This is a genomic window from Pseudomonas sp. GL_103 (assembly GCF_057835175.1).
The window spans coordinates 2337501-2352210 of record NZ_CM174420.1 but is presented as its reverse complement, the minus strand read 5'-3'; the positions used below and the strand labels follow the sequence as shown (position 1 = coordinate 2352210).

The 14710-nt window shown below is 59.3% G+C and carries 10 protein-coding genes and 2 rRNA genes; 7 read left to right on the top strand and 5 right to left on the bottom strand.

What is annotated here, in order from left to right:
• Nucleotides 1–121: 121 nt before the first annotated feature.
• Nucleotides 122–2926 carry an ATP-binding protein gene (locus AC3IP0_RS10755; protein WP_489327360.1) on the top strand — a complete coding sequence of 935 codons (2805 nt, stop codon included), beginning with the start codon at nt 122–124 and terminating at the stop codon, nt 2924–2926.
• Here the strand turns inward: AC3IP0_RS10755 and AC3IP0_RS10750 are convergent.
• Together AC3IP0_RS10750 and AC3IP0_RS10745 are read right to left on the bottom strand one after the other, a co-directional pair.
• Nucleotides 2891–4375 carry an ATP-binding protein gene (locus AC3IP0_RS10750; protein ID WP_489319206.1) on the bottom strand — a complete coding sequence of 495 codons (1485 nt, stop codon included), beginning with the start codon at nt 4373–4375 and terminating at the stop codon, nt 2891–2893. The two genes, AC3IP0_RS10755 and AC3IP0_RS10750, sit on opposite strands and share 36 nt — an antisense overlap.
• Nucleotides 4376–4526: 151 nt before the next feature.
• Nucleotides 4527–5477 (bottom strand): GlxA family transcriptional regulator, encoded by a 951-nt coding sequence (locus tag AC3IP0_RS10745; protein WP_489319205.1) that lies wholly within the window; start codon nt 5475–5477, stop codon nt 4527–4529.
• Nucleotides 5478–5806: 329 nt separating this feature from the next.
• Between AC3IP0_RS10745 and AC3IP0_RS10740 the strand changes: the two genes are divergently transcribed.
• A complete protein-coding gene (locus AC3IP0_RS10740) occupies nt 5807–6529 on the top strand; it encodes a pirin family protein (RefSeq protein WP_489327359.1) in 723 nt (240 codons plus the stop codon).
• 199 nt (nt 6530–6728) lie between these two features.
• Here the strand turns inward: AC3IP0_RS10740 and AC3IP0_RS10735 are convergent, their stop codons facing one another.
• Complete coding sequence (locus tag AC3IP0_RS10735) at nt 6729–7739, bottom strand: AraC family transcriptional regulator (protein ID WP_489319203.1); 1011 nt, start codon at nt 7737–7739, stop codon at nt 6729–6731.
• 163 nt (nt 7740–7902) lie between these two features.
• Here AC3IP0_RS10735 and AC3IP0_RS10730 point away from each other — a divergent pair, with 163 nt between their 5' ends.
• The 5 genes from AC3IP0_RS10730 to AC3IP0_RS10710 all read left to right on the top strand — a co-directional run bounded on the left by AC3IP0_RS10730 (nt 7903) and on the right by AC3IP0_RS10710 (nt 11272).
• Nucleotides 7903–8754, top strand: coding sequence for a 3-hydroxybutyryl-CoA dehydrogenase (locus tag AC3IP0_RS10730; protein WP_489319202.1), 852 nt, complete (start codon nt 7903–7905; stop codon nt 8752–8754).
• On the top strand, nt 8741–9400 hold the full coding sequence (locus AC3IP0_RS10725) for a TetR/AcrR family transcriptional regulator (RefSeq protein WP_489327357.1): 660 nt from the start codon (nt 8741–8743) through the stop codon (nt 9398–9400). Before AC3IP0_RS10730 ends, AC3IP0_RS10725 begins: the two co-directional genes overlap by 14 nt.
• 89 nt (nt 9401–9489) lie before the next feature.
• Complete coding sequence (locus AC3IP0_RS10720; protein ID WP_489319200.1) at nt 9490–9903, top strand: VOC family protein; 414 nt, start codon at nt 9490–9492, stop codon at nt 9901–9903.
• A gap of 138 nt (nt 9904–10041) precedes the next feature.
• Nucleotides 10042–10470 carry a hypothetical protein gene (locus AC3IP0_RS10715; RefSeq protein ID WP_150724290.1) on the top strand — a complete coding sequence of 143 codons (429 nt, stop codon included), beginning with the start codon at nt 10042–10044 and terminating at the stop codon, nt 10468–10470.
• Between the two features lie 49 nt (nt 10471–10519).
• On the top strand, nt 10520–11272 hold the full coding sequence (locus AC3IP0_RS10710) for a bestrophin-like domain (RefSeq protein WP_489319752.1): 753 nt from the start codon (nt 10520–10522) through the stop codon (nt 11270–11272).
• Nucleotides 11273–11339: 67 nt separating this feature from the next.
• On the opposite strand, the gene rrf is transcribed toward AC3IP0_RS10710, so the two are convergent.
• Together rrf and AC3IP0_RS10700 are read right to left on the bottom strand one after the other, a co-directional pair.
• Nucleotides 11340–11455, bottom strand: a 5S ribosomal RNA gene (gene rrf / locus AC3IP0_RS10705).
• Nucleotides 11456–11605: 150 nt separating this feature from the next.
• Nucleotides 11606–14497 (bottom strand): 23S ribosomal RNA (locus tag AC3IP0_RS10700).
• Between the last annotated feature and the right edge of the window lie 213 nt (nt 14498–14710).

Below are 14710 nucleotides of genomic sequence, written 5' to 3'. Positions count from 1 at the left end.
CCGATACGCTAGAGTCAATGCCTGCCCCATCAGTCACCCGGGCGCCGCATTGCGCTGGGTAAAAAACCTGAGGAATATGCTCGAAAACCGCGTACTAGACGGATGCAGCAGGAGCGACTCGTTGACCCTTTCCCCCGAACAGGCTGTGCATTTCGGTCCCTACCGGGTCTACCCCGGCCAACGCCTGGTGATGGAGGCCGACCAGCCTTTGCGCCTGAGCCGGCGCGCCATGGACATCCTGTTGATCCTGCTTGAGCACGCCGGCAACGTGGTCAGCAAGCAGCAGTTGATCGCCCGGGTCTGGCCCAACAACGTGGTCGAAGACATCAACCTGCGGGTGCACATGGCCGCGTTGCGCAAGGCGCTCGGCGACGGTCAGGCCGGCCAGCGCTACATCGTCACCGTGGCCCAGCGCGGGTACAGCTTCGTCGCACCGCACTCACTGGAGCAGATCGAGCAACCGCCGGCGCCCGTGGCCTCCGCGCCGAGCCGGCATAACCTGCCGGTGCGCCGCACGCGCATGATCGGCCGGCAGACGCTGGTCGACAACCTGATGGAGCAACTGCCGCGCCAGCGCTTCATCACCCTCGTCGGCCCCGGTGGCATCGGCAAGACCACCGTGGCCCTGCGGGTCGCCGAACAAATGATCGGTCGCTACCGGGACGGCATTCGCCTGCTGGACCTGGCCCCGATCAACTGCCCGCTGATGATCGACGGCCACCTGGCGACGTTGCTCGAACTGGCCCTGCACGACGACGCCCCCCTGAGCGGTCTTGCCGACTGTCTGCGCGACAGGCAAATGCTGTTGGTCATCGACAACTGCGAACACCTGGTCGACGCCATCGCCCAGCTCTGCGAAAACATTCTGCGCGGTGCGCCGCACGTGCATATTCTCGCCACCAGCCGCGAGAGCCTGCGGGCCGAAGGGGAATTCGTCCAGCGCCTGGAATCACTCGACTGCCCGCCGCCCATCGCCGTCCTCGACCGCGCCCAGGCCATGACCTTTTCCGCCCTGCAACTGTTTGTCGAGCGGGCCATGGCCAGCCATGACAACTTTGAACTGACGGACGATGAACTGCCGCTGTTGATCGACATCTGCCACCGACTGGACGGCATTCCACTGGCCATCGAACTGGCGGCGGCGCAAGTGGGCAACTTCGGATTGCCCGGCTTGCTGGCGCAACTGCAAAACAGCTTCCGGGTGTTGACCCAGCCCTGCCAGACGCCCCTGGCGCGCCATCAGACCCTGCGCGCGACATTGGACTGGAGCTTCGAGCTGCTCAACGCCTGCGAAAAGACCTGCCTGCGTCGACTGAGCGTGTTTCGCGGTAGCTTCACCCTGGAGTCGGCAGCGGCGGTGATTGTCGGCGAACACATCGAACCCCGCGAAGTGTTCGGCTCGATCACCCAACTGGTCGCCAAGTCGCTGTTGAATGTGGAGGTGGGCGACGAGGATGTTTACTACCGCCTGCTCGATACCACCCGCGGCTATGCCCTGGAAAAACTCGGGCAAACCACCGACCTGCCCGGCACGCGGGAGCGCCATGCCGAGCGTTGCCTGGCGCTGATGCAACAGGCGCAGGACGACTGGGAGAAAACCTCGACCGGCCTGTGGCTCGAGCGCTATGGCCGGGCCCTGGAGGACATCCGCGCGGCCCTCGATTGGGGTTTGCACGCGCAAGGGCCGCAGGCACTGGCGATCCGCCTGGCCGCGACGTCCACGCCCCTGTGGCAGGAGTTGTCACTGCTCAAGGAGCACGGCGGTTATGTGCGCAAGGCCCTGGCTTTGCTTGAGCAGTCTGCCGAACCTTGCCCGCGCTTGCAGATGGCCCTCAAGCTGGCCCTGGGCAGTGCCTGTTACCACGCCCAAGGCGCCAGCGCCGAAACCATTGGCGCTTTTGTCAGCGCCAGAACCCTGGCCAGCCGACTCAACGATGTGGCCGGTCAGTTGCGGGCGATTTCCGGGCACCTGGCGGTCAATCTCAGCTGCGGCCAATACCAGATGGCCCTGGAACAGAGCCGGCAATTCGATCGACTGGGGCTGCATGACGACGCCCTGATGTCCCTGAGCATGCATCGATTGCGGGTGCTCGCCCTGCACTTCTGCGGCGACCAGCGACAGGCTGGGGAGCATGCCGAACAGGTGCTGCAACGCATGGCCCACAGTGGTCATCTCAACCGTTTCACCCATGGCTTTGGCGTGCAATACGACCAGAGTGTCGCGGCGCTGACCATCCACGCGCGCATCCTCTGGCTGCAAGGCCAACCGGAACAGGCCTGGCGCGCAGCCCGGCAGGCGCTGGACATCGCGCTGCAGATCAACCACGGCACGTCGATCTGCTACACCCTGGCGCTCGCCGGCTGCCTGATCGCTCACTACAACGGAGACACCCGCAGCGCCCGCGAACTCCTGCGCCTGCTGCTGCAACAGGCGCAGAAACACTCGGTGCTGCTGTTCCATGACTGGGCGCAACACTACGCGCGGGTGATCGGCGGCGCCGATGTGCAGCCAATCAGTCGGCAGAGCGTCGGTTTGATCAAGGACATCATGGTCACGCTGGATTCGACCTGTGTCGACGATGACCTGCTCGAACGTGCGCAAAGCGGTGTTTCGGACTGGAGCACGGCAGAGATTCTGCGGGCCAGGGCCACGAAATTGCTGGCAACCGATTGCCCGGTAAAAGCCGCGACGGCAGAAACCGTGCTGCTCAAGGCACTCAACGTGGCAAAAGCCCAGGGTGCACTGGCCTGGGAACTGCGCAGCGCCACCTCACTGGCGCAGTTGTGGCAGCGTCAGGGCAATCCCCAACGGGCGCATCAATTGCTGGCCCCGATCTACCAGCGCTACACCGAAGGTTTCGCCACGCCCGACTTGATGACCGTTCGCCGGCTACTCGACGAGTTGCAATGCCACCTGCCCGCCTGAAGGTCGGTGCGTCTGACTGACGTAACCGGCATAACGCGTTTCAAGGGTGCGCAACTCACCACTGAGTTCGAGTTTTTCCAGGGCGTAGGTGCGGGTGGTGTTGAGGAAGCGGTAGCGGGTCACACCGCCGCCCTGCTCCTGGGACAGCAGTGACTTGAGTGTGAGGTTGTCCAGCACCTCGATCAGCTCGGCGACCGGCAACGCGTCGCCGCTGATCACGCCTATCGCGGCGTCCTGGGTGAAGGCCATCTTGAACACCGCAAGCTGCTGCAACACGGATTGTTCCAGCGGATTCAACCGTTCGTAGCTCCAGTCCAGCGCAGCCTTGAGCGTCTGGTGCCGGGGCACGGCCGTGCGGCGACCCTGGGACAGCAACTGAAAACAGTTATCGAGTTGCGCTTGCAACCCCACCAGCGCCAGCGCATCGATTTGCGCCGCCGCCAATTCAATCGCCAGCGGCAGGCCGTCGAGGCGCCGGCAGATTTCCCGTACGGTCTTGAGGTCTTGCTCGCGCAGGGTGAACCCTTGCTGACGAGTTCGGGCACGGCTGACGAACAACTGCACCGCCGAATAGCCCATGACCTCGGCGACGCTGCGCAGCGCTGACGCCGGCGGCACCGCCAGCGGTGGCAGACGCAATAAGGTTTCGCCCGCCGCCTTGAGCGGCTCGCGGCTGGTGGCGAGGATCGACAGCCGCGGCAGCGAAGCCAGCAGTGTTTCGATCAACGTCCGGCAGCGTTCGAGCAGGTGCTCGCAGTTGTCCAGGACCAACAAGGCGTGCCGCTGCGCCAGCGCCTCGAGCGTGGTGCCGACCTCCAGCCCAAGGGTTCGGGTGAGGTGATCGGTCACTTGCGCGGGGTCATCGATCGCCGCGAGGTCCACCAGCCACACGCCGTGCCGATAGTGCTGCAACAACAGTTCGGCCACGCGCAGCGCCACGGTGGTCTTGCCGATCCCGCAAGGCCCGACCAGGGTCATGAATCGGCGCACCGGCAACTGCCGCACCAGGCTGCCGACAACCGCATCGCGCCCGGTGATCGGTGTGAGCCGCGCCGGCAGGTTGTGCAGGGGCTTTTTTACGGTCTCGCTCGGGAACGCTACGGGCTGCGGCGAATGCTGTACCGGGGCGACAAAACTGTAGCCGCGCTGGGGAATGTTGACGATGTAGCACTGGCCGTTCTGCCCGTCGCCCAGGGCTCGGCGCAGGGCGGCAATGTGTACCCGCAGGTTGATCTCTTCGACCACGGAGCGCGGCCAGACCTGCGCAATCAACTCCTCCTTGCTGACCACCGAGCCTGCGTGTTCGACCAGCACCTGCAACACGTCAAGGGCGCGACCGCCCAGGCGCAGCGGTCGATCGCCCTCCAGCACCAGTCGCTGACTGAGGTGGAAAGCGTAGGGCCCGAATTGCAGCACCGCTTCGCTGTTCAAATCGCTGAGGCTGTTCATGCGCTGTCACCCGCGGCAATCCTGGTTTCCAGCCCAGGCTCCGCACCGTCCTTGCAATGAGTTCAGCGGTATCTTGGCAGGCCTCGGTGACGGTACAACTGCCACGGGGGGAGCGTCACGGCCATTGCGGTGCGCATGACGGACATACGCGCTAGCTGAACTGCTCGCGGTATTGGGTCGGGGTCAGGCCAAGCTTTTCACTGAACAGAAAACGCATGTGCCGCACGCTGCCGAAGCCGCTTTTGAAGGCCACTGTCTTGAGCGGTAACTCGCTGGTTTCCAGCAGGTTCCTGGCGCAATCGATGCGTGCGCTTTGCAGAAACTCCATCGGCGTCATGGTCACTTCCCGGGCGAACACCCTGGCGAAATGCCGCGGGCTCATGTTGGCCAGACCGGCCATGCGCTCGATGCTGTAGGTTTCATCGAGATGTTCAAGCACATGGTTCTGCACCCGGGTAATCGCCGTTTCGTGAGGGGCCACCGCCGCCATCAAAGGGCTGAACTGCGCCTGCCCGCCCTGGCGCTTCATGACCACCAGCAACACCTTGGCCACGTCCTGGGCGACCTTTTTGCCATGGTCCTGGGCCACCACCGACAAGGCCAGGTCGATCCCGGCGGTGACGCCACCGGACGTGATCAGGTTGCGGTCCTGGACGAAGATCTGATCGGTCTCGACGCTCGCCTTTGGAAAGCCCTTGATCAGCCGCTCGGTGTAGTGCCAGTGGGTGGTGACGCGATAGCCGTCGAGCAAACCGGCATGGCCCAACACGAACGCCCCGGTGCAGATCGAGCCATAAGCGGCGGACCGGCCGACGTTGTGCCGGAGCCAGTCGAGCAATGGCGGATGCCTTTCGTTGTAGGCACCGGGTCCACCGGGCACCAATAGCAAGTCAAAACCTTCGCAGGCCTGGTCGATGTGCCGGTCAGCGTGCACGCTCACCCCGTTGGACGCCCGCAGTGCGCCGGGCTCGGTGCCGATGGTCGACAGCACATAGTGATCGTCGGGTTTCAGATAACGATTGGCGATGGAAAACACTTCCATGGGCCCGGCCATGTCGAGCAGGAGAAAGTCGGGAAACAGCACCATTGCCACGGTTTTCATGGATTGGAATTCACTGGGATCAAATAAGGTCGGTCTGTCGAGCACTGGCCCTTTGTGGGAGCGAGCTTGCTCGCGATGGCAGTATCACATTCAACAGATGAGGTGACTGGAAAATTGCTATCGCGAGCAAGCTCGCTCCCACAGGTTTCGGTGCTGTGCATTATGGCCAAGTACGACGCAAAGGTCGGAAAAGAATAGCTGATTCGCACCCACAAACTGTCAACCTGATCGAGACAGTATTTCAATTTCCATCTACTTATTGCATCTAACGGTAAATATTAACCTTCTCCTCACTCGGACAAATTCACGTCCCCACAGGAGATTTCATCATGCTGACTCTTCGCAAAGCCTCGGATCGTGGCCTGGCCAATCACGGCTGGTTGAAGTCCTTCCATACCTTTTCCTTCGCCAACTATCGCAACCCGAAAGAGCAGGGGTTTTCTGACCTGTTGGTGATCAACGACGACCGCGTCGCCGCCGGCAAAGGCTTCGGCCAGCACCCGCACCGCGACATGGAGATTTTCTCCTATGTGCTTGAAGGTGCCCTGGAACACAAGGACACCCTGGGCACCGGTTCGGTGATCCGCCCCGGCGACGTGCAACTGATGAGCGCAGGCAGCGGCGTGGCCCACAGTGAGTTCAACCACTCCGGCACCCGGCCGGTGCACTTCCTGCAGATCTGGATCGTGCCCGACGTCAGCGGCGCCAAACCGCGTTATCAGCAAGAGCATTTCAGCCCCCAGAAGAAACGCGGACGCCTGCAACTGATCATCTCGCCGGACGGCGCCAAGGGTTCACTCAAGGTGCGTCAGGATGCACGGGTGTATGCCGGCCTGATCGACGGCAAGGAAAGCGCCACCCTGGAGCTCGCCGCCAACCGCTACGCCTATGTGCACGTGGCCCGGGGCAGCGTTGAACTCAACGGTGTGTTGTTGCAGGAAGGCGACGGTGTTCGGGTTCGTGATGAACAGGTGCTGACCTTGAGCAACGGTGTGGATGCTGAAGTGCTGGTGTTCGACCTGCGCCCACAGGAACTGCCGGAAATGCCATGACAGATCCATGTGGGAGCGAGCTTGCTCGCGATTGCGGAGTGCCAGACGACATCATTGTTGAATGACACGACGCCATCGCGAGCAAGCTCGCGCCTACAGGTTATTCGCCGCTCCCGACGAACCCCGCGACAATCTCATCGATCACCGCCTGGACCCTGGCTGGCTCGCAGGACTCCTGAGGTTTCGCGATCTCTACGCTCTATTCCCCCTGATAACGGGCCCGATAGCGCCCCGGGCTTTCCCCGGTCCACTTCTTGAACGCCCGATGGAAGGCGCTGGGTTCCTGGAATCCCAGTTGCTCGGCGATATCGCTGATGCTCGCATCGCTCTGACGCAATTGCTCAAAGGCCACGCCACGGCGTACTTCGTCCTTGATCTCCTGATAGGAACAGCCTTCACGCTCCAGTTTGCGGCGGAAGGTGCTGGGGCTCAGGTGCTGTTCCAGGGCAAAGGCCTGCAACGTCGGCCACTCACTGTAATGACTGCCGCGCAAACGCTGGTGAACCTGGGATGCCAGGCCATGCTGGTTACGGAAACGGATCACCAGCCATTGCGGCGCGGTACGCAGAAACACTTTCAACGACGCGAGGTCCTGAGCCACGGGCAGGCGCAAGTAGTGGCTGGCAAATTCGATTTCGGTGCGCTCGGCACCAAAGGTCAGGTTGGGCCCCCAAAGCAGACGGTCGTCACCCAGCGACAGGCGCGAATGGCGGAAGTCCGCGCGGTCAATGGGAATGCGCCGCCCGCCCAGCCAGCACAGCAGACTGATCATCAACACCAGGAAGGTTTCTTCACCAAACCGACTGGCATCGTTGTCCGTCGAGCGGGTTTCCAGGCTGATCACCGCACGCTTGCCACGCACCGCCAGCGAGCCGCGAAAGTCGCGCAGGAACAACCCGAAGTTGGCCAGGCACTGACGCATGGCCTTGTGCAGATCGGGTTCCTGAATCAGGGCACGGCAAATCAGGGCGAAACTACCCGGCGGCATGCCATGGGAGTCGAGCCCGAAAAATTCATCGTCGAGCTCGCGGATCTGAATCAGCCACAACGCCGCAAACGCGTTGGCCGGCACCCGCGCCGTGGGTTGGTGCATGACCGCCGGATCAATGCCCGCCTGTTCGAGCACGGCCGTCACGCGCTGCGGATCATCCCTCAGCCCATGGATCATTGCCTGCACGAAATAGGCGGCAACCGAGTCCTTTTCCCGCATTGGTTCGCTTCTCTCTCATCACCCGAATGGCAAAAAACATCAGTGCCGTTGAACAGTTTTGGCATAGGACAACCGCCCTGCCGGCTCTAGACTCGCGGCAATAGTACGCCTTCGGCCGCCGTCGCGGCCAAGGTATCGCAGGGCTTGATCGAAGGATGGGAAGATGAATCTGCAAAACATCGGGGTGATCGGTGCGGGCACCATGGGCAACGGCATCGCGCAAGTCTGCGCCATGGCCGGTTTCAACGTGACCTTGCTCGACATTTCGGAAAGCGCTTTGCAAAAAGCCGTCGCAACGGTCGGCAAAAACCTGGACCGGCAGATCGCCAAGGAAACACTGACGCCAGAGCAGAAACAGGCCACCCTCGACAACATCCGCACCAGCACCGATTACAGTGTCCTGCGTGACGCGCAATTGGTCATCGAAGCGGCCACTGAAAATCTCGACCTGAAACTGCGTGTGCTGCAACAGATCGCCGCGCAGGTCAGCAACGAATGCGTCATTGCCTCCAATACCTCGTCGCTGTCGATCACCCAACTCGCCGCCAGTGTCAGCCAGCCTGAACGTTTCATCGGCCTGCACTTCTTCAACCCGGTGCCGGTGATGGGCCTGATCGAAGTCATCCGCGGCCTGCAAACCAGTGACGCGACCCACCAACTGGCGCTGGACATGGCGACCACCCTCGGCAAAACCGCGATTACCGCGGGTAACCGTCCGGGTTTCGTGGTCAACCGGATCCTGGTGCCGATGATCAACGAAGCGATCCTGGTGTTCCAGGAAGGCCTGGCCAGCGCCGAAGACATCGACGCCGGCATGCGCCTGGGCTGCAATCAGCCTATCGGCCCGTTGGCCCTGGCGGACCTGATTGGCCTGGATACCCTGCTGTCGATCCTCGAAGCCTTCTATGACGGTTTCAACGACAGCAAATATCGCCCGGCGCCGTTGCTCAAGGAAATGGTCGCCGCCGGTTACCTGGGACGCAAAACGGGGCGCGGCTTCCATGCCTATGCCTGAGCGTTGCTCGCGCTTTGCCGAGTACCGGGACAAGGTCCTGGAGCTGTTTGCCTGCAAGGGGTTCGGCCAGGTCGGCATGCGTGAACTCGCGACGTGCCTGGGGCTCTCCCCAGGCTCGCTGTATCACCATTACCCCAGCAAACAGCATCTGCTGCTCGACCTGATTGAGGAGTTCTACGAGGAACTGCTGGCCACCCTGGGGCGTATCCAGCAAAAAGCCCCGGGCAAGCGCGACAAACTCAACAGCCTGATCCGCGCCCATCTGAACCTGCATCGGGAGATGCCCTGGCATTTCCGCCTGGTGGAGCGTGACAGCGGTTGCCTGAACGAAGAGCAACAGTCTCGGGTCCGGCAATTGCGCGAGCAATACGAGCGCACGTTGCTGAGGATGCTGGGCGCGAAGTCGCGTTTCAGCGAGCAAGGCCTGCTGGCCGCCGGGCATGCCATTGGCGCCCTGCTCAACAGCGCTCCCAGCTGGCTGACGCCACATGTGCTGGACGAGCAGGAACGTGATGAGCTGCTGGAGAGCATGGTCAGCGGCGCCATCGAACGTGTGCTGGCGCCGCGGCGTGCATCGGAGGCGATAAGCCTCGCGCGTCCTATTGAAAAAACATCTAAAGAAACACAAGCTTCGACAAAGATTTAGCGCTTTGCTTGTTGGCTCGACACAATCGGAATTCGCCGAAAAAACCGGCGTCCAAACCGATGTATGTACTTGAGCACCTGGAGCCGACCATGAAAATCAATCCCTACCTTATCTTCAACGGCGACTGCAAAGCGGCCTTCACGTTCTACGCGAAGTGCCTGCAAGGCCAGAGCGAAGCCATGCTGACCTTCGGCGAAACGCCGGCCGCCGAGCATGTCCCCAAGGATCTGCACAACCTGATCATCCATACCCGCCTGATCGTGGGCGATCAGGCGATCATGGGATCGGACACCACACCGGATCGCCCCGTGGATAAAATGAGTGCCTGCTCGATTTCACTCAACGTCGACAGCATTGCCGAGGCCGAGCGGGTCTTCAATGCACTGTCGGGCGGTGGCACTGTGCAAATGCCACTGGAGACCACGTTCTGGGCGGTGCGCTTCGGCATGCTGGTCGACCGTTTTGGTGTGTCGTGGATGGTCAACTGCGAAAAAGATCAGTGAGAGGCCTTGGTCGATCGACAGTCTTCAAGGCACAAAAAAGCCCAACCTGAAAAGGTTGGGCGTTCTGGCAACTCCCGGCCTGTCTGCTACCGTCAACTAGCCACATGGATAGCAGCGAACCAGAGGAGCGAACCCACTATGCCGGCCCACGACCTGTCCTGGCCCACCCGATTCAAATGCTTGCTACTGGCCGGTGGACTGATCACCAGCCTGCTGACCCTCAATGGCTGCGCCACTGTCGATGCACAGACCACCGCCTATGTCGGCGTAGAACATCCGGCACCGACATCGCCGGACCAGGTTGTCGTGCTGCGCTCGGAGCCTCTGCGTCCACATGTGCGCCTGGGTGAAGTGCTGATCGACGCCAGCATCGATCCTGCACCGCCGATTACCGAAGTCGAACAGAAGCTGCGGGAAGAGTCCGCCAAACTCGGTGGCGACGCCGTGGTGGTCGTCTATGACCACATTCAGGCGGTGGGTGCCTATGCCAGCGGACCGCTGTGGGCTCGCGACGTGACGACCATCGAAGGACGCAAGCTCAAGGGCATCGTGATCAAGTACCAGTAGATATCTCCCCCACGGAAGAAAGCGTCAACGGAGGCTGAATTTGAATGACGTGGTGATCGCCCTCATCGTCTTCGCCTGCCTGTCCGCCAGCGCACTGCTGGGCTCGTACGTGAGGGAGCGATTACCGAGCCATCACCTGAGCGATGACTCCGTGGCGGTGGTGAAGCTGGCCACCGGCCTCATCGCAACGATGTCGGCGCTGGTCCTGGGCCTGCTCGTTTCCTCTGCCAAAGGCACATTCGATACGGCCAATGCCGAACTGGAGGGCGCGGCGGCGAAAGTCGTTCAATTCGACCGCTTGCTGGCCCGCTACGGCACCGACACCCAGGGCATCCGTACCGAGCTCAAGCACAACTACGCCGAAGTCACCCAAGTGCTCGCCTCTCGCGATCGCAGTCAGATTGCAACACTCGATAGCCCCGAAGCCATCCATCGTTCTGAAAGTCTGCAGCGCCAGGTCGAATCACTGAGTCCGGCCAACGATGATCAGCGCTCGCTCAAAGCCAAGGCATTGCAGGACATGGACACCGTGTTTGCCACCCGCTGGCTGACCCTGCTGCAGGCCAATCAATCGATTCCACCGGTGATGCTGGTGATCCTGGTGACGTGGCTGGGGATTATCTTCGGTTCGTTCGGCCTGTTTGCACCATGCAACGGCACCATTGTCGCCGTACTGCTGATGTGTGCCCTGTCGACGGGGGCAACCATCCTGCTGGTAGAGGAGCTCAATCGTCCGCTTGATGGTTTTATCTGTGTGTCGCTGGAACCGTTGGAGCACACACTGAAACGGTTGGGGCAGTAATTTCGCTTTCCTGCGGACAAAAACAAAACCCCTACCTGCATACGCAGATAGGGGTTTCGGAATTTAATCTTGACGATGACCTACTCTCACATGGGGAAACCCCACACTACCATCGGCGATGCATCGTTTCACTGCTGAGTTCGGGATGGGATCAGGTGGTTCCAACGCTCTATGGTCGTCAAGAAATTCGGGGACTGAGTCGTGGCCGGTTGGCCGCGCTTCAGCAAATTGGGTATGTGATAGCTTCGGTGTTTTGTGAGATTCGAACTTTCGGTTCGTTTCGTCTTCACACACCGCAATCTGGCTTTTAAGCGCAAATTGCTTGGGTGTTATATGGTCAAGCCTCACGGGCAATTAGTATTGGTTAGCTCAACGCCTCACAGCGCTTACACACCCAACCTATCAACGTCGTAGTCTTCGACGGCCCTTCAGGGGACTCAAGGTCCCAGTGAGATCTCATCTTGAGGCAAGTTTCCCGCTTAGATGCTTTCAGCGGTTATCTTTTCCGAACATAGCTACCCGGCAATGCCACTGGCGTGACAACCGGAACACCAGAGGTTCGTCCACTCCGGTCCTCTCGTACTAGGAGCAGCCCCTCTCAAATCTCAAACGTCCACGGCAGATAGGGACCGAACTGTCTCACGACGTTCTAAACCCAGCTCGCGTACCACTTTAAATGGCGAACAGCCATACCCTTGGGACCGGCTTCAGCCCCAGGATGTGATGAGCCGACATCGAGGTGCCAAACACCGCCGTCGATATGAACTCTTGGGCGGTATCAGCCTGTTATCCCCGGAGTACCTTTTATCCGTTGAGCGATGGCCCTTCCATACAGAACCACCGGATCACTAAGACCTACTTTCGTACCTGCTCGACGTGTCTGTCTCGCAGTCAAGCGCGCTTTTGCCTTTATACTCTACGACCGATTTCCGACCGGTCTGAGCGCACCTTCGTACTCCTCCGTTACTCTTTAGGAGGAGACCGCCCCAGTCAAACTACCCACCATACACTGTCCTCGATCCGGATAACGGACCTGAGTTAGAACCTCAAAGTTGCCAGGGTGGTATTTCAAGGTTGGCTCCACGCGAACTGGCGTCCACGCTTCAAAGCCTCCCACCTATCCTACACAAGCAAATTCAAAGTCCAGTGCAAAGCTATAGTAAAGGTTCACGGGGTCTTTCCGTCTAGCCGCGGATACACTGCATCTTCACAGCGATTTCAATTTCACTGAGTCTCGGGTGGAGACAGCGCCGCCATCGTTACGCCATTCGTGCAGGTCGGAACTTACCCGACAAGGAATTTCGCTACCTTAGGACCGTTATAGTTACGGCCGCCGTTTACCGGGGCTTCGATCAAGAGCTTCGCGTTAGCTAACCCCATCAATTAACCTTCCGGCACCGGGCAGGCGTCACACCCTATACGTCCACTTTCGTGTTTGCAGAGTGCTGTGTTTTTAATAAACAGTCGCAGCGGCCTGGTATCTTCGACCGGCGTGGGCTTACGGAGCAAGTCCTTCACCCTCACCGGCGCACCTTCTCCCGAAGTTACGGTGCCATTTTGCCTAGTTCCTTCACCCGAGTTCTCTCAAGCGCCTTGGTATTCTCTACCCAACCACCTGTGTCGGTTTGGGGTACGGTTCCTGGTTACCTGAAGCTTAGAAGCTTTTCTTGGAAGCATGGCATCAACCACTTCGTGTTCTAAAAGAACACTCGTCATCAGCTCTCGGCCTTAGAATCCCGGATTTACCTAAGATTCCAGCCTACCACCTTAAACTTGGACAACCAACGCCAAGCTGGCCTAGCCTTCTCCGTCCCTCCATCGCAATAACCAGAAGTACAGGAATATTAACCTGTTTTCCATCGACTACGCTTTTCAGCCTCGCCTTAGGGACCGACTAACCCTGCGTCGATTAACGTTGCGCAGGAAACCTTGGTCTTTCGGCGTGGGTGTTTTTCACACCCATTGTCGTTACTCATGTCAGCATTCGCACTTCTGATACCTCCAGCAAGCTTCTCAACTCACCTTCACAGGCTTACAGAACGCTCCTCTACCGCATCACCTAAGTGATACCCGTAGCTTCGGTGTATGGTTTGAGCCCCGTTACATCTTCCGCGCAGGCCGACTCGACTAGTGAGCTATTACGCTTTCTTTAAAGGGTGGCTGCTTCTAAGCCAACCTCCTAGCTGTCTAAGCCTTCCCACATCGTTTCCCACTTAACCATAACTTTGGGACCTTAGCTGACGGTCTGGGTTGTTTCCCTTTTCACGACGGACGTTAGCACCCGCCGTGTGTCTCCCATGCTCGGCACTTGTAGGTATTCGGAGTTTGCATCGGTTTGGTAAGTCGGGATGACCCCCTAGCCGAAACAGTGCTCTACCCCCTACAGTGATACATGAGGCGCTACCTAAATAGCTTTCGAGGAGAACCAGCTATCTCCGAGCTTGATTAGCCTTTCACTCCGATCCACAGGTCATCCGCTAACTTTTCAACGGTAGTCGGTTCGGTCCTCCAGTTAGTGTTACCCAACCTTCAACCTGCCCATGGATAGATCGCCCGGTTTCGGGTCTATTCCCAGCGACTAGACGCCCTATTAAGACTCGCTTTCGCTACGCCTCCCCTATTCGGTTAAGCTCGCCACTGAAAATAAGTCGCTGACCCATTATACAAAAGGTACGCAGTCACCCAACAAAGTGGGCTCCCACTGCTTGTACGCATACGGTTTCAGGATCTATTTCACTCCCCTCTCCGGGGTTCTTTTCGCCTTTCCCTCACGGTACTAGTTCACTATCGGTCAGTCAGTAGTATTTAGCCTTGGAGGATGGTCCCCCCATATTCAGACAAAGTTTCTCGTGCTCCGTCCTACTCGATTTCATGACCAAGAGATTTTCGCGTACAGGGCTATCACCCACTATGGCCGCACTTTCCAGAGCGTTCCGCTAATCTCAAAGCCACTTAAGGGCTAGTCCCCGTTCGCTCGCCACTACTAAGGGAATCTCGGTTGATTTCTTTTCCTCAGGGTACTTAGATGTTTCAGTTCCCCTGGTTCGCCTCTTGCACCTATGTATTCAGTACAAGATAACCATCTTATGATGGCTGGGTTCCCCCATTCAGACATCTCCGGATCAAAGTCTGTTTGCCGACTCCCCGAAGCTTTTCGCAGGCTACCACGTCTTTCATCGCCTCTGACTGCCAAGGCATCCACCGTATGCGCTTCTTCACTTGACCATATAACCCCAAGCAATCTGGTTATACTGTGAAGACGACATTCGCCGAAAATTCGATTGAGCTCCTAAGAGCAACTCACAAATTTTACCTTAGCCTGATCCGTTACCAGTGAAAGTAACGTTCAGTCTATCTTTCTATCACATACCCAAATTTTTAAAGAACGAACTAGTCAAAGACTAGAAATCAACATTCACCATCGCACCGATGGAATGC

Excerpts from the sequence above, each read along its gene's own strand:
- AC3IP0_RS10720 (WP_489319200.1), top strand. The coding sequence starts at position 9,490 with ATGAAAATCAATCCCTACCTTATCTTCAACGGCGACTGCAAAGCGGCC.
- AC3IP0_RS10750 (WP_489319206.1), bottom strand. The coding sequence starts at position 4,375 with ATGAACAGCCTCAGCGATTTGAACAGCGAAGCGGTGCTGCAATTCGGG.
- AC3IP0_RS10740 (WP_489327359.1), top strand. The coding sequence starts at position 5,807 with ATGCTGACTCTTCGCAAAGCCTCGGATCGTGGCCTGGCCAATCACGGC.
- AC3IP0_RS10735 (WP_489319203.1), bottom strand. The coding sequence starts at position 7,739 with ATGCGGGAAAAGGACTCGGTTGCCGCCTATTTCGTGCAGGCAATGATC.
- AC3IP0_RS10730 (WP_489319202.1), top strand. The coding sequence starts at position 7,903 with ATGAATCTGCAAAACATCGGGGTGATCGGTGCGGGCACCATGGGCAAC.
- AC3IP0_RS10745 (WP_489319205.1), bottom strand. The coding sequence starts at position 5,477 with ATGAAAACCGTGGCAATGGTGCTGTTTCCCGACTTTCTCCTGCTCGAC.
- AC3IP0_RS10715 (WP_150724290.1), top strand. The coding sequence starts at position 10,042 with ATGCCGGCCCACGACCTGTCCTGGCCCACCCGATTCAAATGCTTGCTA.
- AC3IP0_RS10725 (WP_489327357.1), top strand. The coding sequence starts at position 8,741 with ATGCCTATGCCTGAGCGTTGCTCGCGCTTTGCCGAGTACCGGGACAAG.